At 37.9% G+C, this 21,393-nt stretch carries 15 protein-coding genes; 6 read left to right on the top strand and 9 right to left on the bottom strand.

Features of this window, described 5'->3' with window-relative positions:
• Window positions 1–7: 7 nt before the first annotated feature.
• Genes TEGAF0_RS11040 through rsfS form a run of 3 tightly spaced genes read right to left on the bottom strand, consistent with a single transcriptional unit; the run spans window position 8 to window position 3,117 of the window.
• Window positions 8–637: a LutC/YkgG family protein gene (locus TEGAF0_RS11040; RefSeq protein ID WP_264898256.1), complete on the bottom strand. Its 630-nt coding sequence runs from the start codon at window positions 635–637 to the stop codon at window positions 8–10.
• Entirely contained in the window at window positions 637–2,658 is a 2,022-nt protein-coding gene (gene ftsH / locus TEGAF0_RS11035; RefSeq protein ID WP_264898255.1) for an ATP-dependent zinc metalloprotease FtsH, read from the bottom strand. Before ftsH ends, TEGAF0_RS11040 begins: the two co-directional genes overlap by 1 nt.
• Window positions 2,659–2,712: 54 nt before the next feature.
• A complete protein-coding gene (gene rsfS, locus TEGAF0_RS11030; RefSeq protein WP_264898254.1) occupies window positions 2,713–3,117 on the bottom strand; it encodes a ribosome silencing factor in 405 nt (134 codons plus the stop codon).
• Here rsfS and TEGAF0_RS11025 point away from each other — a divergent pair.
• Window positions 3,102–3,950, top strand: a complete 849-nt coding sequence (locus TEGAF0_RS11025) for a biotin--[acetyl-CoA-carboxylase] ligase (RefSeq protein ID WP_346347625.1) — start codon at window positions 3,102–3,104, stop codon at window positions 3,948–3,950. The genes rsfS and TEGAF0_RS11025 overlap by 16 nt on opposite strands.
• Here TEGAF0_RS11025 and TEGAF0_RS11020 read toward each other — a convergent pair.
• The gene (locus tag TEGAF0_RS11020) at window positions 3,940–4,680 is read right to left on the bottom strand and encodes a LytR/AlgR family response regulator transcription factor (RefSeq protein ID WP_264898253.1); all 741 of its coding nucleotides are present in this window, start codon (window positions 4,678–4,680) and stop codon (window positions 3,940–3,942) included. The genes TEGAF0_RS11025 and TEGAF0_RS11020 overlap by 11 nt on opposite strands.
• A gap of 41 nt (window positions 4,681–4,721) precedes the next feature.
• A complete protein-coding gene (locus tag TEGAF0_RS11015; RefSeq protein WP_264898252.1) occupies window positions 4,722–7,670 on the bottom strand; it encodes a sensor histidine kinase in 2,949 nt (982 codons plus the stop codon).
• Window positions 7,671–7,949: 279 nt separating this feature from the next.
• Between TEGAF0_RS11015 and selD the strand changes: the two genes are divergently transcribed.
• On the top strand, window positions 7,950–8,999 hold the full coding sequence (gene selD / locus TEGAF0_RS11010) for a selenide, water dikinase SelD (protein WP_264898251.1): 1,050 nt from the start codon (window positions 7,950–7,952) through the stop codon (window positions 8,997–8,999).
• Window positions 9,000–9,007: 8 nt separating this feature from the next.
• Here the strand turns inward: selD and TEGAF0_RS11005 are convergent, their stop codons facing one another.
• A complete protein-coding gene (locus tag TEGAF0_RS11005; RefSeq protein ID WP_026750843.1) occupies window positions 9,008–9,442 on the bottom strand; it encodes an IPExxxVDY family protein in 435 nt (144 codons plus the stop codon).
• A gap of 8 nt (window positions 9,443–9,450) precedes the next feature.
• Entirely contained in the window at window positions 9,451–11,094 is a 1,644-nt protein-coding gene (locus tag TEGAF0_RS11000) for a M20/M25/M40 family metallo-hydrolase (protein ID WP_264898250.1), read from the bottom strand.
• Between the two features lie 128 nt (window positions 11,095–11,222).
• On the opposite strand from TEGAF0_RS11000, the gene feoB reads away from it, so the two are divergent.
• On the top strand, window positions 11,223–13,334 hold the full coding sequence (gene feoB / locus TEGAF0_RS10995; protein WP_264898249.1) for a ferrous iron transport protein B: 2,112 nt from the start codon (window positions 11,223–11,225) through the stop codon (window positions 13,332–13,334).
• On the opposite strand, the gene TEGAF0_RS10990 is transcribed toward feoB, so the two are convergent.
• Together TEGAF0_RS10990 and bcp are read right to left on the bottom strand one after the other, a co-directional pair.
• Window positions 13,331–14,536: a GAF domain-containing sensor histidine kinase gene (locus TEGAF0_RS10990; RefSeq protein ID WP_264898248.1), complete on the bottom strand. Its 1,206-nt coding sequence runs from the start codon at window positions 14,534–14,536 to the stop codon at window positions 13,331–13,333. The two genes, feoB and TEGAF0_RS10990, sit on opposite strands and share 4 nt — an antisense overlap.
• Window positions 14,537–14,649: 113 nt before the next feature.
• Complete coding sequence (bcp, locus tag TEGAF0_RS10985; protein ID WP_264898247.1) at window positions 14,650–15,117, bottom strand: thioredoxin-dependent thiol peroxidase; 468 nt, start codon at window positions 15,115–15,117, stop codon at window positions 14,650–14,652.
• Between the two features lie 95 nt (window positions 15,118–15,212).
• On the opposite strand from bcp, the gene carB reads away from it, so the two are divergent.
• The 3 genes from carB to TEGAF0_RS10970 all read left to right on the top strand — a co-directional run bounded on the left by carB (window position 15,213) and on the right by TEGAF0_RS10970 (window position 21,340).
• A complete protein-coding gene (gene carB / locus TEGAF0_RS10980; RefSeq protein ID WP_264898246.1) occupies window positions 15,213–16,859 on the top strand; it encodes a carbamoyl-phosphate synthase large subunit in 1,647 nt (548 codons plus the stop codon).
• A 105-nt stretch (window positions 16,860–16,964) separates the two neighbouring features.
• On the top strand, window positions 16,965–20,336 hold the full coding sequence (locus TEGAF0_RS10975) for a glycosyltransferase (protein WP_264898245.1): 3,372 nt from the start codon (window positions 16,965–16,967) through the stop codon (window positions 20,334–20,336).
• A 41-nt stretch (window positions 20,337–20,377) separates the two neighbouring features.
• Window positions 20,378–21,340 (top strand): transketolase family protein, encoded by a 963-nt coding sequence (locus tag TEGAF0_RS10970; protein WP_264898244.1) that lies wholly within the window; start codon window positions 20,378–20,380, stop codon window positions 21,338–21,340.
• The last annotated feature ends 53 nt before the right edge of the window (window positions 21,341–21,393 follow it).

Below are 21,393 nucleotides of genomic sequence, written 5' to 3'. Positions count from 1 at the left end.
TCATTTTTCATTCGTCTATTAAAAAACAATATACTTCTTTAGGACCATGAACGCCCACAACCAGGGTTTTTTCGATGTCGGCAGTTCTACTTGGCCCTGTTGCTAAACTTAACATAGAGGGCAAATGATTGCCATATTTATTCGTTAGTTGCAATAGTGCCTGCTCCAGGCTATATACCAGCTGAGATGTTTTTGCAATACAAATATGAACAGGTGCATACACACTGGTAGTTCTGCCACTTGAAGTAGTATTACTCAAAAAAATACTGCCTGTTCTTGCTACCAACAATTCGCAACCGGTAATGGAAGCATCACAACCAGCTAAATCATTATAAGGATTAATGTTCATACCATTCAGTATGAGTGAGTCCTTAATTTGTTCGTCAATACAATAGATTCTTTCCCATTTCCTACTAGAAAACAATTGGGATAATTGTTCTGTTAGTTCCTGCTGATTGCTGCAAAACGAAAACCTACCCTGTAAATTGGTAAAATGTTCGGCAAACTCTATTTCAAGCTCTTTCTGTGATGGTTGAAATAAGTCAGCAGTTTCGGTATGGGTAGAAAAGGGAACAGGCACTTTAGTAACAAGTGCCTGTTTTATCTTTTTTAAAATATTATCTCTAGCAGTTGCCATTAGATTGTTGTTGAATCTGTATGATCAGTTTGCTTGTCTCCTTCCTCAACTTCCAGAATTTTCTTCTCTTCGAATGGGCGCTTGCCAATCAGGCTTTCCACATCACTCTTATGCAGCACTTCTTTTTCCAATAGCTCTTTCGCCAACCGCTCCACTTCTGTTCTACGCTCTTTTAAAAGATCTAAAGTTCTCTGATAAGCCTGATCAATAATTCCTCTTACTTCTTCGTCAATAATTTTACCTGTCTCTTCACTATATGGCTTTGTAAATGTGTTCTCTTGTGAGGGATCATAGAAACTTACATTACCTACCTTTTTATTCATACCATATGCTGTAACCATGCTATACGCAATTCTGGTAATTTGCTGCAAGTCATTGGCTGCACCAGTTGAGATTTTTCCAAAGAAAATTTCTTCCGCCGCTCTTCCGCCTAAAGTCATACAAATCTGATCCATCAACTGATCTGTATTATATAAATACTGTTCAGTTGGTGTATACTGAGCATAACCCAATGCAGCAGTGCCTCTTGGAACTATGGTTACTTTTAATAAGGGATAAGCATGTTCAAGGAACCACCCACAAACTGCGTGACCTGCTTCATGATAGGCAATAATTGACTTTTCATGCGGAGCAATAATCTTGTTCTTTTTTTCCAGACCACCAATTACTCTGTCAATGGCATCCTGGAAGTCGCTCATGTCTACTGCATCTTTTCCTTTACGTGCTGCAATCAGTGCTGCTTCATTACATACATTGGCAATATCTGCACCTGCAAAACCTGGGGTTTGTTCAGCAAGTTTATGCAAGTCTAAAGTTTCAGATACCTTGATAGGCCCTAAGTGTACTTTTAAAATTGCCTCACGTCCTTTTACATCTGGTTTGTCAATGGATATCTGTCTGTCGAAACGGCCAGGTCTTAACAAGGCGCTGTCCAGTACATCTGGTCGGTTGGTTGCTGCCAAAATAATAATTCCGGTATCTCCACCAAATCCATCCATCTCAACTAATAACTGATTCAGTGTATTTTCTCTTTCATCATTACTCATGATGGCATTTCTTCCTCTCGCTCTACCAATTGCGTCAATTTCATCAATGAATATGATACAAGGTGCTTTTTCCCTTGCCTGTTTAAATAAATCTCTAACTCTTGATGCTCCAACCCCTACAAACATCTCTACGAAATCGGAACCGCTTAAACTAAAGAACGGAACCTGCGCTTCTCCGGCCATTGCTTTTGCCAATAAGGTTTTACCTGTTCCCGGAGGGCCAACCAGTAATGCTCCTTTAGGAATTTTACCCCCCAGTGAAGTATATTTTTTAGGCTGTTTCAGGAAGTCTACAATTTCCATCACTTCCACTTTTGCTTCATCTAAGCCAGCAACATCTGCAAATGTGATATTTACTTTTGCGCCTTTATCAAACAATGTTGCCTTAGATTTACCAATATTGAAAATACCGCCAGGGCCACCACCACCGGGGCCGCCACCACCCATTTTACGCATTAATAGTACCCAGGCACCAATAATGAATAATAGAGATAGCATGGTATTGAAAATGGGTCCGAACCATTCAGGATCTGATACTGCTTTTTCAGGAACCCTTGTCAATTCAGGATGAGAAATATATACTTCTTTCAAATCATCCTTGAAATTTTTTACATCACCAGTCAATTCGAACTCAAACAAAGGCACGTTCTGAACCTTAGCTTTGTCTTTACTTAAATCCTTCTTAAACTTGGTAACATAGAAATCCTTAGATAAGCGATCAGATTTAATGTAAACCCTGACTTTTTCTTTGTTTTTTACAATATCAATTTTCTGTACATCCCCGGGAATCAGCATTTGATCAATAAATTCCTGCTGACTGGTTAAAGCCAGATCCGGAGACATACGCATGAACTGCATAGAAAGCAGTATAATAGCAATAATGGCATAAATCCAGTATATCGTAAACTTAGGCCCTTTCTTTTGACCATCTCCCTTATCAGGACTTATTTTTGGTAACGGGTTATTTTGTGACATAGCTTCTTTCGTGATATATAATAATGATTGAGCCCATTTAAAAGTTTGTTAAGATCAGGACTCATGCATTTGCGAAGCGGCATCGCTCCACATTTCTTCTAATTTATAAAAGTTTCTGGCTTCTGGGTGCATCACATGCACCACCACATTGATATAATCGATCAGTACCCACTGAGCTGCTTGTTTGCCTTCATGGCGATAGGGAACTTCACCGCAAAGTTTTTTTGCCTGATCTTCCACAAAATCAGCAATTGCCTTTATCTGCGTGGTACTACTTGCTTCACAAACAATAAAAAAATCTGCCGAGGCTTCCGGTATTTTTCTAAGGTCTAAACTGATAATATTTTCGCCTTTTTTATCCAAAATAGCCTGGATAATCGTTTTAAAAAGCTTAGAATTTTTAGTCAGTTTGGTAACTGTTTTTTTCTCGCGGGATTTCAATAGTGAAAGAGGTTCCAAATAGCTTCGGTATTTTATTAAAAAAAATTCATGTTAACTTCGTCAAAAATAGTAATTCTTTGGCAGGTTCAGGTGTTAAAACTGTGATTGGAGTACCGTTTATCCACCTTTCCGCGGTAAACAGTACCAACATTTATGCCATGGAACAACTTCAGGCAAAATTGGCTGAACACGGGGCTGCTTTTTTTGCAGATCTGCAGACTTCTGGCAAGGGACAAATGGGTAAAAAATGGGAATCTGAAGAGGGCAAAAACCTTCTGTTGTCTGTTATTCTGAATACTTCCACCCTAAATATGGGAGATCAGTTTGCCCTTAGTGCTGCTGTTGCATTGGCAACCCATGATTTTTTATCCAACTATATTCACGAGGAACTGACGATAAAGTGGCCAAATGATTTATATTGGCGTGACAGAAAGGCAGGGGGGATATTAATTGAAACCCAAATCAGCAAGGGACGCTGGGCTTTCGCAATTGCAGGGATTGGTATTAATATTAATCAAACCCATTTTTCAAAAACAACTGCCAGGGCAGTTTCATTAAGACAGATTACCGGTAAAGAACTCAATCCTGTAGAACTGGCCAAAGAGCTATGCCTTCATCTAGAAATAAGATTTAATCAATTGTTGCATGCAGAAGGACCTGCTGAAATAATGAAGGATTACAACTGTAAACTTTACAAAAAAGGGCAAAGGGTAAAGTTGAAAACGGGAAATAGTACAGCCGTATATACCATTGATAAGGTAGACCAACAGGGGCAACTATGTGTTACAGGAGGCATTCCTATGCAGTTTACACATGGTACCGTTGAATGGATAACAGCATCTATGCAGTAAATCGCTCAATCAAGAGGGCTTTTTTGTCCTGGGCTAGCTGAACCTGGGCTTCATTACTCATTACCAACAGGAAATCTCTTTTATCAATTCTTTTGATATGATTTAAGTTAACCAGATAACTTCTATGCGCTCTGAAAAAAGAAGCATCCGTTTCCAGATACTCAAACTCTGCGAGCTTTTTCGTTATGGTTAAAATTCCATGAGATACAGTTACAATTTTCGTATAACTTCCTTCAGCTTGTATAAAAATAATATCGTCCTGATTTACTACATAAATTGTTTCTGAAGTCTGTAAAACAACTTTTCGCTCATTTTGCAAATTGAAGTTGTCTCTTAAAACCTTGTACTGTATGGGGCTAGGAGAATTAATATTGACTTTTCGCAATGCCCTTTTCATATGTTCCAATCGGACCGGTTTTAAAATATAATCGACAGCAGAACTTTCAAAAGCCTTCAGGGAATATTCACTGTATGCTGTAACAAAAATTATTTTAAACCAAATCTGTTGTTCATCAAAAAAATCCAACAATTCAAAGCCACTATAGCCAGGCATATCTATATCAAGAAAAATCAAGTCTGGCTTAAATCTATTTATCATTTTAACCGCTTCCGGTACATTTCCGCAATCTGCTAATACCAAAACTTCTTCAAATTGTTCATTCAACATCCCTCGCAATGCTTTTCGTGCATTGGGTTCATCATCAACAATTATTGCTTTTATTGGATTCATATGTTTCTAAGTTAACTAATACGATGCGTATTAAAAGTCTTTTATAAATCAACCTTGTCTACTTCATATCTGGGAATAAACAAATGTATGATTGTTCCCGAAGGATAATTATGTTCATCGAACTGATCTTTTACGGTATGTAATATTTTTTGCTTATAAAGTCGGTTGAAAAGCTCAATCCTTTCAGCAATTGCTTTGGTAGCAAAGCTCTGTGGCTTACTTTTATTTCGCTGATTAATCAACGCAGATTGTTTTCTACCGATGCCGTTATCAATAATATACACATCCAACCCCTGATCAGTCTGGCTAAACTGAAGTATAAGTTCTTTTTGTCCAGACTTATGCATCAACCCATGTTTTACCGCATTTTCAGCAAAGGGTTGCAAAAGCATAGAAGGAATAATTAAATCAGCAGGATCATCCTGTAAACTCAACTCAATTCTATACTCAAAATTCTTATCAAATCTTGCCTTTTCCAATTCAAGGTACAGGGAAAGATTTTCAATTTCTTCTTTTAAAGAATGATGTTGCTGGTCACTTGACTGAAGTGTTTTGCGCATCAAGTCACTAAAGTTCGCGAGCAAATTGCCTACTTCAGCCTTACGATTGTCATACAATAAACCTTGAACTGTATTAAGCACATTGTAAATAAAATGCGGATTCATCTGGGAGCGAATTGCCACTAGCTGGCTTTTGAATAATCTTTCTTTCAGCCCTTGTCTCAATATTAACCGCTTAGACCAGGCTTTGAAAAAAAGATAAATAAGAAATCCGGTAAGGACCAATACCAACAATATGAACCACCAACGTTGCCAGAAAGGGGGAAGAATGCTAAATTGAAAAGTCTTCAACGAACTTTCATAAATACCGTTTTTGTCGTATGCCTGAATTTTAAATTCATACTTTCCCGGAGGAAGTTGATAAAAATTTAGGTTTCCTATACTATAGCTTAAGGTTTTCCAGCTAGTATCAATTCCTGTTAACTTGTATCGGTAAAGCAGGTTGGTTGGTGTTTTATACTGGATAGCATCAAAATAAAAACTGATATTATTTTTTTCAGAAGATAGTTCCTGTTTGTTTTCTAATTCAACCCCATTAGATATTGCTTTCAGTACAGGAAAATATATGGATTCATTTACCGGCTTACCTCTGTAGTCATTTACAACCAACCCTACTGTTGTTGCCAGAATCAGTTTATTGGGATGTAGCGAAAAATCATTGACAGTAAGTCCGGCCAATCCATATTCGTCAAGTAAATTCGTGATTACTCCTGTTTTTAAATCAATAATCTGAAGTGTTTCGTCTGTATTCACCCAGATTTTTCCATCTTTTTCAGCAATCGATTTTATGTTATTGCTTTTAAGACCATTACCAGTATAAAACCTTTGTAAGATCTTATCATTTTTTATAACGAAGAGACCCTCGTTAGAGGTACCTGCCAATAACAATAAATCACTGGTCTCAAATAAAGTTCTGGCAACTATTTTCTGATTATTTCTTTTTCGAACAACAAAAGTACTATCACTAAAACTATAACGATACAAATCATCATAATAGGCTATCCAGAAGTATTTACCTGTTTTAGAGAGTAAGGTTTTGGTACTTCTAGCATTACGGAAAACAGGTATACGCAATCCTTTTCTAAAGATATTTTCCTTCATGTAATGACTATACAAGGGTATTCCTGTGGTATCCGGGGTAGCATCGGGATTTTTACCCATTGGATTGTTTAACACATAAGTTCTATTATAGGAAGCAACAATCAGATTTTTATTAGGGTCTCTGAAAACGCTCTTTCCATAATCTATTTCTCTGATGGGTTTAGTGGAGCGAAAATCAATAATGCCTCTGTTAGAAAATACTACTTTGTCTATGGGATCATAATTAATAAACTGGATTTCTGTAGAAATTGGCAACTGATAGTGCATTCTGCTTTCTTTTGACAAATTAAATGCAGTAAGCATCCCCTTTGTATTACCAGTTACAATCGTGTCCTTATTAATGGTTGTTACCCTTGAAATATTATCAAATCCATTTCCTGCATTAATAGTATAAAGTTTATTATTTAAAGATGGGCACACAAAAAGTCCATTATCCAGCGTACTAATCCAGTAATTGCCCTGATAGTCTTTTACAATATCTGTAATACTCTGATTGGGGAACACAAGATTTGTTTTACCAGTTTCTACATTCCACAAATAGGCACCCGTCTGTGTACAAATCCATTGTTCAGTATCTGAAGTGGATGCAAAATGAAATACCAGCACATCGTCAGAAATTTCAAATGGTTTTGTTAGTTTAAGTACTCCTTTTTTAACCGTAAATACAGGCAATCTTGATTTACCAATTTGTGTACCGTAAATGTATTTCCCAGAAGACATCATTCTCGTATCATTATAGGTAAATGATGTTTTAGTCCAGCCAGGCTTTTTGGAAGGATAAGTAAATATCCATCCCTTGGCTCCATACGCCACAACTTCCTCGCCATTCCTTATTAAAGAAGTGATGCCCAAATACTCCGGAGAATATATTCGTTCAATGGTTTCTCCTGTATGCTTATTAATCTGATACAGATTTTCCAGTGAAGCAAACCAGATATGATCTTTGGTTGCTGTATAATTAACAATAACAGATTCATTCTTTATTCGTGTATCCTTAAACTGGTAATTCCTTAAGGTATCATTCTGTAGTGAAAACAATTCCTTGTAAAAATTCATGCACCATATTCTTCCCTGATCATCCTGTTGCAAATAACTAACGGACTGCATACTAGTTATATCAAAAGGTATTTTAACAAATAATCTTCCGTTGAACTTGAATAATCCTTTGTCTGTGGCCAGCCATATATATCCCTTATTATCTGCCAGCATATCATAAATAACCTGTGTAGGAAGCTGTGCAGGATAATTGAACTTTTGAACATAAGGAAATTGCGCATTTAATTTAGCTGCCCCTATCAAAAAACCAATCAGAAAAATAAAATACCGCATGTAACATCAATTAAATAACAATTTAATATAAATGGTTGATTTTAAATGATTAGACCGCTTTATGAAAGAAATAGGGGTGTTCGTGAAAGAAATGGGGGGGTTCATGTAAAAAGACAAAAACGCATTTAAAAAAGCAACAATTTTACCATGTTACAAACAGTATTTTAATATTTATCACGTAACAATTGGGGGGTAAGGAAGCTGCGTCATAAGATTGCAGCTTTCTTCATTTTTACCCGTATCCCATATTTTGCTTTTACTTTTGCTGAAATTATCGGTATGTCAGCAATTAAATTAACCCAATATTCACACGGTGCAGGCTGTGGCTGTAAAATTGCACCAGCAGTTTTAGACAGCATTCTGAGAACAGACATACAACCAATCAACTATCCCAATTTATTGGTAGGAAACTCCAGCAAAGACGATGCAGCCGTATACGATATGGGAAACGGTACAGGATTGATTAGCACTACCGACTTTTTCATGCCAATAGTAGATGATCCTTACCAATTTGGAAGAATCGCTGCAGCAAATGCCATCAGTGATATATATGCCATGGGTGGCCAACCGATTATGGCACTCGCAATATTAGGCTGGCCTATTGAGAAAATAGGTGCCGAAGTGGCCCAAAGGGTGATTGAAGGGGGTAGAAGTATATGTGCAGAAGCTGGAATTCCACTTGCAGGCGGTCATAGCGTAGATACCACAGAGCCCATTTTTGGTTTATCTGTAAATGGTACCATTTCAATTAGCCATTTAAAAAAGAACAATACGGCACAGGATGGAGATTTGTTGTATTTAACCAAACCACTCGGTGTGGGAATCTTATCGACTGCTCAGAAAAAAGAAGCATTAGAAGAATTAGATTTTGAATTGCTTTTGAAACAACTAAATAAGCTGAACAATATAGGGCAGCAATTAGGACCTCTGGAATCTGTTCATGCAATGACAGATGTTACCGGTTTTGGGTTGATAGGTCATCTGATGGAAATGGCAGAAGGCAGTAAACTTGGCGTAACCCTTTATTACAATCAAGTTCCGATCATTGAAGCAAGTAAAAAATACCTGGCAAAAAGAATAGTACCTGATGCAACTTACAGAAACTGGAATGCCTACAGCAGTCAGGTAAGTTTTGAGAAAGGAGTGGATGTGATGCAGGCCTTTTCGATTTTGCCGGATCCTCAAACCAATGGAGGACTGCTTATTGCTGTTGCACCCGATGCTAGAAATGAATTTGAATCAATTTTAAAAGACCAAAATCTGGGAGAATTTGCGAATCCAATCGGGCACTTTCATCCCGCAGGAGAAAAAAGAATTACAGTATCCTGATCGGAATTTTAAAAAACCATATTCCCTTTGTTTTTTATTTGCTCATTGGTTAATTCCGCTACCAGTTGTACGCCAGATAAATTACGTACGGTATTTTTAATCCAGTTGCATTTTTCATCATCTACCCAATCATATTTCATCAGCCACAGAAAGTCCATATGTTTGAATTCGGGAAGCAGATACTCCCCGTCATATTGATTTTGATATAAGTAATGTGTAAGTGGAGAATTGTATTCTTTAAACTGATAAATGGAGAAAAAATAATTACGGTTCTTTTTGAATAATTGAATTTCCAGTTCAGGATTTAATCTGAAATCATACCCAAGACTGGCGTTTAACTGCATACAGAACTGATAATTCTTTATGGTTGCAGTTATACCTAATAAACGGGTTTCCTCAAAGAAATCCTCATTTAATTCATCAACGTCCAGTTTTAATTTCATAGAAAAATTTAAAATTCTACTTCTACGGAAATTTCCTCTGTACCCCTTTTATAAATCAATCTTGTTTTGTCTCCCTTTTTAAATTTAGATAAAGATTGCATGTAGCTGTTTACATCTACAAACTTGTAGTCTCCCAGTTGCAATAAAACATCCCCCGCTTTTAATCCAATTTTTTCAGCTAGTTTACCAGCACTTGCTCCATCAATCCGCATTCCCGTTCCCGTATAACCGTAATCTGGAATTACCCCTAAACTAACTGTAAAACGGTTGCTTCTTCCCATTTGCTGCTCTCTTGTTTTGGTAAAATCGAGCTTGCCTTTACTATCGGCTGATTCCACTATTTTATAGATTAGCTGAACAATCTCAGTAATTCCCTGATAGTTGATTTTATCCCAATCATCCGTTGATTTGTGATAATCAGGATGGCTTCCGGTAAAGAAAAATAATACAGGTATATCCTTTCTGTAGAAACTGGCATGATCACTGGGACCTGTGCCGGCACTATCCAGTTTAAAAGCCAAATTTTTGGCAAGTTCAGGAACCATATTTCCCCATACAGGAGAAGTACCATATCCACCAATGGTTAGTTTTCTTGCAGTATCATACCTGCCCACCATATCCATATTAATCATGTAGTTGGCCGAAGTTTGGATGGTTGGATTTTCCAACCAATATTTACTTCCCATCAATCCAAGCTCTTCTCCTGAAAAATGAATCAGCAAATAATTATTTGCTTTAGGTGACTGGTTTTTCAGCTTTCTCGCCAGCTCAAGCAAGGCTGCAGTACCACTGGCATTATCATCTGCTCCGTTATGAACTGCATGTACAGCATCCAACGCATTTTTGTCTTCTCCATAGCCTAAATGATCATAATGCGCTCCTAATACTACTGTATTGCTTGCATTGTTATTGATGTATGCAATTATGTTTCTTGCTTTTCTGATTTTACTGCTAAGTGAAACCTGCAATTCAATTTGCAAACTCGCTGAAAGATCTGAAAAATATTTTTTTACAGCTGCCGGTTTTACATAGATAACAGGAATAGGCAGAAGCTGGGAGTTATCGTTTTTGTTAAACTGAACATTATCTACCTGTGTTCCAGAATTGTATATGATAAAGGCAGTTGCTTTTTTAGCTGCGGCTTCTTTTGCCAACTTCTTGATGGTTTCTTCTATGTCAAAATGAGGATTCTGTTTGTTTTCTTCCAGTAATTCTTTCAGGTCTTTGAACCATGGCTGTCCTGCTTCAGATAGAGCAAGTGCAGGTTTACCCTTTGCAGCTATTCTGGCACTGAAGGCCATTGGAAAATACTCTTCCTGCAACTCAAGTGGGTGTCCGTTTATTTTAAATTCATTCTGTGCATCCAATTGCAGTCCCTCATTAATTTCAAATTCCTGAACAAAGCCATTGGATCCTTTAGGTTCAATGCTCAGGGTTTTATAATAACCAATTATATACTCCATGGCCAGCAACTCTCCTGCAGTTCCTGTTCTTCTTCCCTCCAGCTTATCATCAGCCAGGTACTGTACATGTTTTAGCAAGTTGGATTCTGTTATTGCTTTCTCTTTTTCTGCAGCAATTCGAAGTTTTCGTTTGCTTTGCGCTTCAGCAAAAACCGGTAATAACAACAATACAAGAATCCACTTTTTCATAATTCAGTTTACTTTATGCTACAAAAGTAAGCAGGGCAGGGTACAAATTCGCAATAGAAATGTTATCAAATGGATTCTGTTCCCAATCTCGTAACCAACTGAACAAACAGCCGCCTACTTTTGCAATCTTGAAACAAGACCATATTCATATTGCGTTGGTTGGAAACCCCAACAGTGGAAAAAGTTCTCTTTTTAATGCCTTTACAGGCCTTAATCAACAAGTTGGCAATTTCCCCGGGGTTACGGTTGATAAAAAAACAGGCACTTTTAATTTAGATGATACCCGTTCGGCTGAACTAATTGACTTACCGGGAACATATAGTTTATATCCGCGAAGAGCAGATGAATGGGTTTCCTATAAAGTCTTAATGGGCGCAGATACGGATATTCAGCCTGATTTGATTATACTGGTAGCAGATGCCAGCAACCTGAAAAGAAACCTATTGTTTTGTTCTCAGATCATTGATTTAAAAATTCCAGTTGTCATGGCGCTGACCATGAACGACCTGGCTGCAAAAAAAGATATAAAAATTGATATTGGCGGATTGGCTGCTGACCTCGGAATACCAGTTGTTGCCGTAAATCCAAGAAAAAATAAAGGATTGAGTGAACTAAAAAAAGTGATCTCAAAAATACAGCTGGATACCAGCAACAAGTTTCGTGATTTTTTAGATACTGCCACTTTAGCTCCTTCTGCAGTAGCCAAAGTTAAAATTGCATTCCCCGACTGGAGCGATTATGCCTGTATTCACTATTTAATCAATCACGAGGAATTGCTATCAAAAAAGGAAGAGAAAGAAACATTGAATCGTATCATTTCTGAAGAACAATTCAATACCACCAAGACACAGGCAGAAGAAATTATGCAGCGGTATACCCGGATTCGTCAGATCATGCAGAAAAATGTGATTGAGACTGGACCGCTTGAGAAAAAACTATTCACAGAGAAACTGGATAATGTATTGCTACACAGAACCTGGGGATATTTGATTCTATTGACTGTACTTTTTCTATTGTTCCAAAGTATTTTTTGGCTGGCGACTTATCCGATGGATGGAATTGAATGGGCATTTGCAGCAATTGCAGGGTGGTTATCAGAAAATCTTCCGGAAATCTGGTGGAGCAACCTTCTTATTAATGGGTTTATTGCCGGATTGAGCGGGATTCTGGTTTTTGTTCCTCAAATCATGATTTTATTCGGATTAATTACTATTCTGGAAGATACGGGCTACATGGCAAGAATCAGTTTCCTTAGTGATAAGCTCATGAGGAAAGTTGGCCTAAATGGCAAAAGTGTTATGCCCATGATTAGCAGCTTCGCCTGCGCAGTTCCCGCTATTATGGGGGCAAGAAATATTGAAAATAAAAAAGAAAGATTGCTGACTATTCTTGTTACGCCTCTGATGAGTTGCAGTGCAAGGCTCCCCGTGTATACCATTTTAATTGCGCTGGTGATTGAAGAAAAATACTATTTAGGATTCCTGAGCTTACAAGGTCTGGTTATGATGGGACTCTATTTATTAGGCACTGTAATGGCTTTGCTGGTAAGCTATGTAATGAAATTTTTTATCCGCATTAAGGAGAAAAGTTTCTTCATCCTTGAACTTCCCATGTACCGAGCACCCCGCTGGAAAAATGCTGGAATCACAATGGTTGAAAAAGCCAGAATATTTGTAACGGATGCTGGTAAGGTTATCATGGTTATAAGTTTATTATTATGGTTTTTAAGTTCCTTCGGACCAAGTGAAAACATGGAACAAACCAATACTAAATACCAGGCCTTAATTCAAATGGATCCTGACCGGGAAGACTCATTGAAAAAACAATTGAATACAGAATTGCTTGCAAATTCATACGCTGGTGTTTTGGGCAAAACCATTGAGCCTGTTATTACTCCGTTGGGGTATGACTGGAAAATTGGTATTGCATTAATCACATCTTTTGCAGCAAGAGAAGTTTTTGTTGGAACCATGGCTACTTTATACAGCGTAGATGAAGAAGACGATCAAAGTCTTCGGGAAAAGTTACAGTCTGCAACCTATTCAAACGGAGATAAGGTATATACTCTTGCAACAGGGCTTTCCCTGATGGTATTCTATGTGCTGGCTATGCAATGTATGAGCACATTAGCAGTAGTGAAAAGGGAAACCAAATCATGGAAATGGCCGGTAATTCAACTAACCTATATGACTATTCTTGCTTACAGTATGAGCTGGATCGTATACAATCTGTTCAACTAGTTATTGAAATAAAGGTAAACAGATGTTCCTTTTCCTACAATAGATTCAACTTTAATGGTTCCACCCAGAATTTGAATAAAATCTTTCGTGAGAATTAAGCCCAATCCAGATCCTTTTTCATTTCCGGTACCAGTTGTGCTTTGATAGTGTTCTCCATCAAATAACTTTGATTGAATTTCTTCAGTCATTCCAACTCCGGTATCACTAACAGACATCATGATCTGGTTGTCTTCCTTATGCGCATATACCGTAATGACTCCTTCCTTGGTAAACTTATTGGCATTACTAATAAGGTTTCTTAGGATAAATCGCATGGAATTGATTTCAGATTTGAGGAATAAATCTTCGTCTACCAGGTTAACCATGATATTAGACTTAAGGGAAGCCATGATTTCGAAACTCTTGAACATATTACTCACGAGGGTTCTCATGTGTACTTTTTCTTTCTCAAATCCCTTTCCACGCATTTGCATGGAACCCCAGTCTACCAGATTGTTCAAAAGCTCAACTGTTCCGTCAATCTGTTTTCCTGCCATATTCATTAATTCTACGGAATCGTGCTGACTAAGTATTTTTTTAGCATTCAGTTCAATAATAGACTTTACTGCTCCTATTGGATTCCGAACGTCATGTGCAATAATTGACAGAATGCGATTCTGCATCTCCATTTGCTGCTGTAACTTTTCCTGCTGTTGCTCTAATTGCTTATTGAGTAAGTTCTGATCTAGCAACTTTACAACCTGACGAGCCAATGTCTGCAAAGTAAAAATCTGGACTTCATTTAAAATACGCGGCTGGGTGTCCATTACAGAGATAGTACCCACCTTGAAGCCATTATTATTGATTAATGGTATTCCAGTATAAAAACGAATATATGGCGACTCAACAACCAGTGGATTGTCCAGAAATCGTTCATCCTTTGTTGCATCAGACACTTCAAATACAACTGTATCTGCATTGATAGTATGTCCGCAAAAAGAGATGTCACGAGGAAATTCATTTGCCTCTATACCAAGCTTTGCTTTGAACCATTGTCTCTGTTGATCAATTAATGAAACTAGGGCTATGGGTGTATTGCAAATGGTTGCCGCAAGCTGAACAACGTCATTGAACTCGTCTTCATAAGAAGTGTCGAGTACCTCATAACGATACAACTCTTTCAAACGTCTGTTATCGTCTGATGGTATTGGGGGTGGTACCATAAACAAATTGATTTGTTTGAGCGGCTCTTTCTTTTTGGGCATCAAAAGCTGGTTTGTCCGTGCTTTTAACGCGGAAAAGTTGATTTTATTGGCTTAAAGATTGAAAATAACCCTTAAATCTCTTCCCATGCAGCCAAAACCTCAGCTGTATGATTCTTGGTATCGGGTTTTGCGATGATTTTCCTGATAACACCTTGCTCATCAATCAAGAAAGTGGTTCTGGTGGTTCCCATATAGGTTCTGCCCATGAACTTTTTCTCGCCCCATAAATTGTACTTATCTACAATCTTCTTTTCTTCATCGGAAATCAACGGAAAAGGCAATTCATATTTTTCTTCAAACTTTTTGTGACTTTTAACACTATCCACACTTACACCAACTACCTGGAACCCTTTGTCAATTAGAGTTTTATAGTTATCTTTTAAATTACATGCCTGGGCTGTACAACCAGGAGTATCGTCCTTTGGGTAAAAATACAGAATGACTTTTTTCCCCTTGAAATCAGAAAGGGAAACGATATTTCCGTTTTGATCTGGTGCCTTGAATGCTGGCGCCTTGCTTCCTTCTTTTAAAACTGCCATACTTTATGTAACATTTATATTTTTGAAAAGGTTTTATTTTTCTTCACTTTAACTGCATCTGTCTTACATTTGCACAATTTATCTATACAACTACTATGCCTAAAGATCAATCAATCAAAACGGTACTTATCATAGGTTCTGGGCCTATTATCATTGGACAAGCTTGTGAATTTGACTATTCGGGCTCTCAGGCAGCCAGAAGTCTCCGTGAAGAGGGCATAAAAGTAATACTTATTAATAGTAATCCTGCTACCATTATGACAGACCCCATGATGGCAGATAAGGTTTACTTACTACCGTTAACGGTCGAAAGCATTGAACAAATTCTGACTGAAAATCAAATTGATGCTGTTTTGCCTACTATGGGAGGTCAGACTGCACTAAATCTCTGCAAGGAAGCCGATGAACTGGGTATTTGGGAAAAATACAACTGCCGTTTAATTGGGGTTGATGTGGCTGCCATTGACACCGCCGAAGACAGAGAGCAATTCAGACAATTGATGGTTAAAATTGGCATGGCAGTAGCGCCAAGCCGTGTGGCCAATAGCTTTTTAGAAGGAAAGGAATTTGCCCAGGAAATAGGATTCCCGCTTGTTATTCGTCCTTCATTCACACTTGGAGGAACTGGTGGAGGCTTTGTTCATGGAAAAGAAGATTTAGATGCAGCTTTAGAAAAAGGATTGAAAGCGTCGCCTATACATGAGGTCCTGGTAGAAAAAGCAGTTTTGGGTTGGAAAGAATATGAATTAGAGCTTTTGAGAGACTGTAACGACAATGTGGTAATTATCTGTACAGTTGAAAACCTGGACCCGATGGGAGTTCATACTGGAGACTCTATCACAGTTGCGCCTGCTATGACACTGAGTGATACTGCATTCCAGGAAATGAGAAACAAAGCCATCCTGATGATGCGTTCTTTGGGCAATTTTGCTGGAGGTTGTAACGTACAGTTTGCCTTAAATCCGGCAACCGAAGAATTAATTGCAGTTGAAATCAATCCAAGAGTAAGCCGATCTTCTGCATTGGCTTCCAAAGCAACAGGATATCCCATTGCTAAGATTGCTGCAAAACTAGCTATCGGATACTCACTTGACGAATTAAAAAACCAGATTACCAAAACCACTTCTGCTTATTTTGAACCAGCCCTTGATTACGTAATTGTAAAAGTTCCCCGTTGGAATTTTGATAAATTCAAGGGAGCAAACGACACCTTGGGTCTGCAGATGAAGAGTGTAGGTGAAGTTATGGCCATTGGAAGAAGCTTCCCCGAAGCTTTACAGAAAGCCTGTCAGAGCCTGGAAAATGAGGCAGTTGGTCTTGGCTATTATGGCAAGAGCCTGATGAAGAGCGAAGAATTGGTGGAATACATTAAGACACCGAAATGGGACAGAATATTCAGAATTAAGGATGCTTTAATGCAAGGATCTACCGTAAAATCAATTGCACAAGCAACTGGTATTGACAGATGGTTCCTTTATCAGATTCAGGAAATCTGCAATTTAGAAAAAGCAATTTCTGCACATACTTTGGAAAGCTTACCTGCTGATTTATTGAAAGAAGCTAAAAAAATGGGATTTGGAGACCTTCAGATTGCCAGAATTCTTAGTGGAAATTGTCATGAAGATCAGGTGTACGAAAAAAGAAAAGAACTGGGCATTACAAGAGTATATAAGATGGTAGATACCTGTGCGGCAGAATTTGAAGCACAAACCCCTTATTTCTACAGTACTTTCGAAGGATAACTCTTTACCTTTTTGCTTAAAAATTTATACCAGCTGGTTGGTAGTACTACTGCCATTGAATGGTATTAACTTTGTATATACCAACTATTAATTTTTAAGCAATTCATGAGTAAGGCTTCAAATCAGGTTTTTCAAACCAATAATCCAAGCAGATGGCAACGGTTTAAGTGGTCGTTCCGCATTTTGCTTTTTTTATTGGTGCTTGCGCTGATTGCTGTAATTATTGCATTGCGGACTGCCTATACGCCAACTGTACCTATACTTCAAAGTACTGTTTTCAAAAAGATTTTAGCAGATGATAATAGCCCCGACTCCCTGGCAAAACAATACCAGGGTTTCAGAAAATTCATTGACGACAAGTGGGCTGCCGGAAATGGCTGTGGTCAAAACGATAGTGCCATCCGCCTATCTAATTCAAAACTCTTCAGTGACTCTCTGGGAATAAGGGCTGCCTTTTATGTAGATTGGGACCCACAGGCTTTCTTCTCTCTAAGAAGAAATATTCAAAAGTTAAACCTTGTTTTACCAGAATGGCTGTTTTTTGATCCCAAAGGTGATTCCATGGTCATTCGTAAGGAGAAAAGAGGTTATGACTTAATAAAAAAAGCAAAGGGACTTAGGGTAATGCCCATGCTTACCAATAACATAAATGGTAAATGGGATGGTGCTGTTGTTAGCAGAATAATCAACGATCCAGTAAAAAGTGAAAAGCTGATCAATGATCTTTATAAGTGGATAAAATCAGAAGGCTTTAATGGCGTTAATATTGATTTAGAGGAACTGATTGAAAAAGACAACAGAATACTGACGGGTTTCTTAAAAAAACTGTCTGCCAGGTTTCATCAGGGAGGTTTACTCACCTCAATAGATGTAATGCCTTTTAACGAAGATTATGATTATAAAGCACTGGCAGAAAATACAGACTATATTTTTTTAATGGCTTACGACCAGTATACGTCAAGTACAAAGCCAGGCCCCATCAGTAGCCAAAAATGGATTGAAGCCGCCGTAGATCAGATTGTAAAAAAAGTTCCCATACCCAAACTTGTATTGTGTATGGCAGGATTTGGTTATGATTGGCCAAAGGGAGGAGAAGGAACAGATGTAACTTATCAGCAGGCTTTAAGTATTGCAAAGGAAAATGGTAGCAAGATTACTTATGATAATGATTCTTATAATCTTTACTTTACCTACAAAGACAAAGTGGGTCATGAAAGAGAAGTTCACTTTACCGATGCTGCTACCAATTTTAATGCACTGAGATTTTCTACCGAATATGGATTGGCAGGAACAGCTTTATGGAGAATGGGAAGTGAAGATAGTCGTTTATGGGATTTTTATCATATACCTATGAATAAGGCATCTGTTCAAAAATTTAATTTTGAAGAATTTGCCAGAGTTGAAACAAGCAATGATGTTGACTTTATGGGTGAGGGAGAAATCCTCGATGTAATTTCCACCCCTACTCCAGGTCATATCCGGACTGAACTAGATACAACCTGGATGCTGATTTCAGAGGAGTTTTACGACACTTTACCTTCTATGTTTGTGGTAAAACAATTTGGCAAGTCGACTGAGAAAAAAATGGTTTTGACTTTTGATGATGGACCGCATCCTGTATATACCAGACAAATACTGGATATTCTTGACAAGTACAATGTTGTTGCCAATTTTTTCATTGTAGGTATAGAAGCGGAGAAAAATATTCCACTGGTAAAAAGAATTTACAATTCTGGTCACGAAATAAGTAACCACACTTTTACGCATCCGAATATGGCCACCGTAAGCAAGCAGAGGGCCTATCTGGAAATGGATGCCACAAAGCTGTTAATTGAAGCCATTACAGGAAGAAGTACCATCATGTTCAGGGCACCGTTTAATGCGGATAGTCGTCCTGAAACTATGGAAGAGCTGGTCCCTGTTGCTTTGAGCAGAACCAAGAATTATCTGACCATCGGAGAAAATATTGATCCGCTTGACTGGCAGACAGACGATGATAAACACTTTAACGGTGACAGTATTTTCAACAGAGTAGTAAGAATGAAAGACAGAGGTAATATTATTTTATTACACGATGCTGGTGGAGATAGAAGCGCAACAGTGGATGCCTTGCCTAAAATTATTGAATACTTTCAAAAAGAGGGATATCAATTCACAACTGTTGCAGATTTAATGGGCAAGACCAGAGATGATGTAATGCCCCCGGTACCTAATTATAAAGAAAACTATCTGCTGAGGTTCAATTATTTGCTAGCAGAAGCAGGATATTATCTGGGTAAATTTTTTAATGCAATATTCATATTATTCCTTGTTCTGGGTAGTATCCGCTTAATGGTTGTATTAGCACTTGCCATAAAAGCAAGAAAAAAAGAAAGAGCAAAAGAACTAGTGCCTTTACAAAATAATCCACTAGTGTCCATTATTGTGCCTGCTTATAATGAGGAGGTTAATGCAGTCAGTTCATTAAATAATTTATTGAAATGCAGTTATCCAAACTTCAACATTATTTTTATTGACGATGGAAGTACAGATCAGACTTTGTCTGTTGTACAAAGCTCTTTTGCTAATCATCCACAGGTAACCATACTTCACAAATTGAATGGTGGAAAAGCTTCTGCCCTAAATTATGGTATTGGCCATACAGAGTCATCCATAATGGTTTGCATAGACGCCGACACAAAATTAAAACCTGATGCGGTTGAGAAAATGGTCATGCACTTTAAAGATGAACAAGTTGGCGCAGTTGCAGGAAATGTAAAAGTAGGCAATGAAATAAACCTGATTACCCGCTGGCAGAGTATTGAATATACCACGAGTCAAAATATGGACAGAAAAGCATTCAGTCTGCTCAATGCCATTACAGTGGTACCAGGAGCAATTGGTGCATTTAGAAAATCTGCCCTTTTAGAAGCTGGCGGATTTACTTCAGACACGCTGGCAGAGGATTGCGATTTAACCATTCGCATATTACGCGAGGGATATATAGTTGCCAATGAAAACAGTGCTATTGCAATGACTGAAGCACCTGAAACCATCAAACAATTTTTAAAACAAAGGTTTAGATGGACTTTTGGGGTATTACAAACATTCTGGAAAAATAGGGATGCAATATTCAACGCTTCCTTTAAAAATCTGGGGTTTATTGCATTACCTGATATTCTTCTTTTCAAATATATTATTCCTTTGTTTTCTCCTTTTGCAGACTTATTGATGCTATTGGGATTGTTAACAGGTAGCGCAGGAGAAATTGGTTTTTACTACAGCCTTTTCCTTTTAGTTGATGTTGTATTGGCGGCATTTGCCTTTTCCGGAGAAAATGAGCCATACTGGAAGCTGATATGGTTAATTCCTCAAAGAATCATTTACCGCTGGTTGTTACTTTGGGTACTGTTTAAAACTATGAGAAAAGCGGTAAAAGGAGAGCTACAGCAGTGGGGGGTACTTAAAAGAACAGGAAATGTACAGGAAGCCATATAAAAAAGTCTTTACTTTGCAACTTTCCAGCAAAAATCAATTGTATGAAACTAAAAGATATTCAGGTACTCAATGAAAAAGAAACCCGAGGTGGATTTGGGGAAGGTATACATGAAATAGGTAAGGAAAATCCAAATGTAGTAGTACTAACTGCAGACCTTGCCGGATCATTGAAGTTGGGTCCTTTTATCAAAGATTTTCCTGAACGTTTTGTACAGGTTGGAATTGCAGAAGCAAATATGATTGGTATTGCAGCGGGAATGACTATTGGGGGTAAAATTCCTTACACTACCACTTTTGCCAACTTCAGTACCGGCAGAGTCTATGATCAGATCAGACAAAGTGTAGCCTATAGCGAGAAAAATGTAAAAATTTGTGCTTCACATGCAGGACTTACTTTGGGCGAAGACGGAGCAACGCACCAGATACTGGAAGATATTGGATTAATGAAAATGCTGCCAGGTATGACAGTAATTGTTCCTTGCGACTTTAATCAGACCAAAGCCGCCACTAAAGCAATTGCTGCTTATAACGGACCTGTTTATCTACGCTTCGGAAGACCGAAATGGCCCAACTTTACCAAAGAAGATGGTAGTGACTTTGTTATTGGTAAAGCACAGCAATTAAGCGAAGGAACTGATGTGTCAATTTTTGCCTGTGGCCATATGGTATGGAAAGCTATAGAGGCAGGAAGAATACTTGAAGAAAAGGGAATTAGTGTTGAAGTTATCAATATTCATACAATCAAACCGTTGGACACAGAAGCAGTGCTGGCTTCTATTAAAAAAACAAAATGTGCTGTTACAGTTGAAGAGCACAATGTTATTGGTGGATTAGGGGATTCTATTGCACAAGTTGCTGCAAAAAATTTCCCTATTCCGATAGAACTAATTGGAACCAATGATACATTTGGAGAGAGCGGAAAACCAACTGAATTACTAACTAAATATGGTTTAGACACACCACATATTGTTGCTGCGGCAGAAAAAGTACTTTCTAGAAAGTAAACATTCTAATAAAAGATTGAAAAGACTGTATATATACAGTCTTTTTTATTTTA

It is taken from the genome of Sediminibacterium sp. TEGAF015 (genome assembly GCF_025997995.1).
Lineage (GTDB): Bacteria > Bacteroidota > Bacteroidia > Chitinophagales > Chitinophagaceae > Sediminibacterium.
Note: the sequence above shows the minus strand (reverse complement) of the source record. Positions and strands in the feature narration are given on the sequence as shown.

What these genes read in the sequence shown, in the direction of transcription:
- TEGAF0_RS11040 (WP_264898256.1), bottom strand. Translation starts at nt 637, where the DNA reads ATGGCAACTGCTAGAGATAATATTTTAAAAAAGATAAAACAGGCACTT.
- ftsH (WP_264898255.1), bottom strand. Translation starts at nt 2,658, where the DNA reads ATGTCACAAAATAACCCGTTACCAAAAATAAGTCCTGATAAGGGAGAT.
- TEGAF0_RS11020 (WP_264898253.1), bottom strand. Translation starts at nt 4,680, where the DNA reads ATGAATCCAATAAAAGCAATAATTGTTGATGATGAACCCAATGCACGA.
- TEGAF0_RS11015 (WP_264898252.1), bottom strand. Translation starts at nt 7,670, where the DNA reads ATGCGGTATTTTATTTTTCTGATTGGTTTTTTGATAGGGGCAGCTAAA.
- selD (WP_264898251.1), top strand. Translation starts at nt 7,950, where the DNA reads ATGTCAGCAATTAAATTAACCCAATATTCACACGGTGCAGGCTGTGGC.
- TEGAF0_RS11005 (WP_026750843.1), bottom strand. Translation starts at nt 9,442, where the DNA reads ATGAAATTAAAACTGGACGTTGATGAATTAAATGAGGATTTCTTTGAG.
- TEGAF0_RS11000 (WP_264898250.1), bottom strand. Translation starts at nt 11,094, where the DNA reads ATGAAAAAGTGGATTCTTGTATTGTTGTTATTACCGGTTTTTGCTGAA.
- TEGAF0_RS10990 (WP_264898248.1), bottom strand. Translation starts at nt 14,536, where the DNA reads ATGGTACCACCCCCAATACCATCAGACGATAACAGACGTTTGAAAGAG.
- bcp (WP_264898247.1), bottom strand. Translation starts at nt 15,117, where the DNA reads ATGGCAGTTTTAAAAGAAGGAAGCAAGGCGCCAGCATTCAAGGCACCA.
- carB (WP_264898246.1), top strand. Translation starts at nt 15,213, where the DNA reads ATGCCTAAAGATCAATCAATCAAAACGGTACTTATCATAGGTTCTGGG.
- TEGAF0_RS10975 (WP_264898245.1), top strand. Translation starts at nt 16,965, where the DNA reads ATGAGTAAGGCTTCAAATCAGGTTTTTCAAACCAATAATCCAAGCAGA.
- TEGAF0_RS10970 (WP_264898244.1), top strand. Translation starts at nt 20,378, where the DNA reads ATGAAACTAAAAGATATTCAGGTACTCAATGAAAAAGAAACCCGAGGT.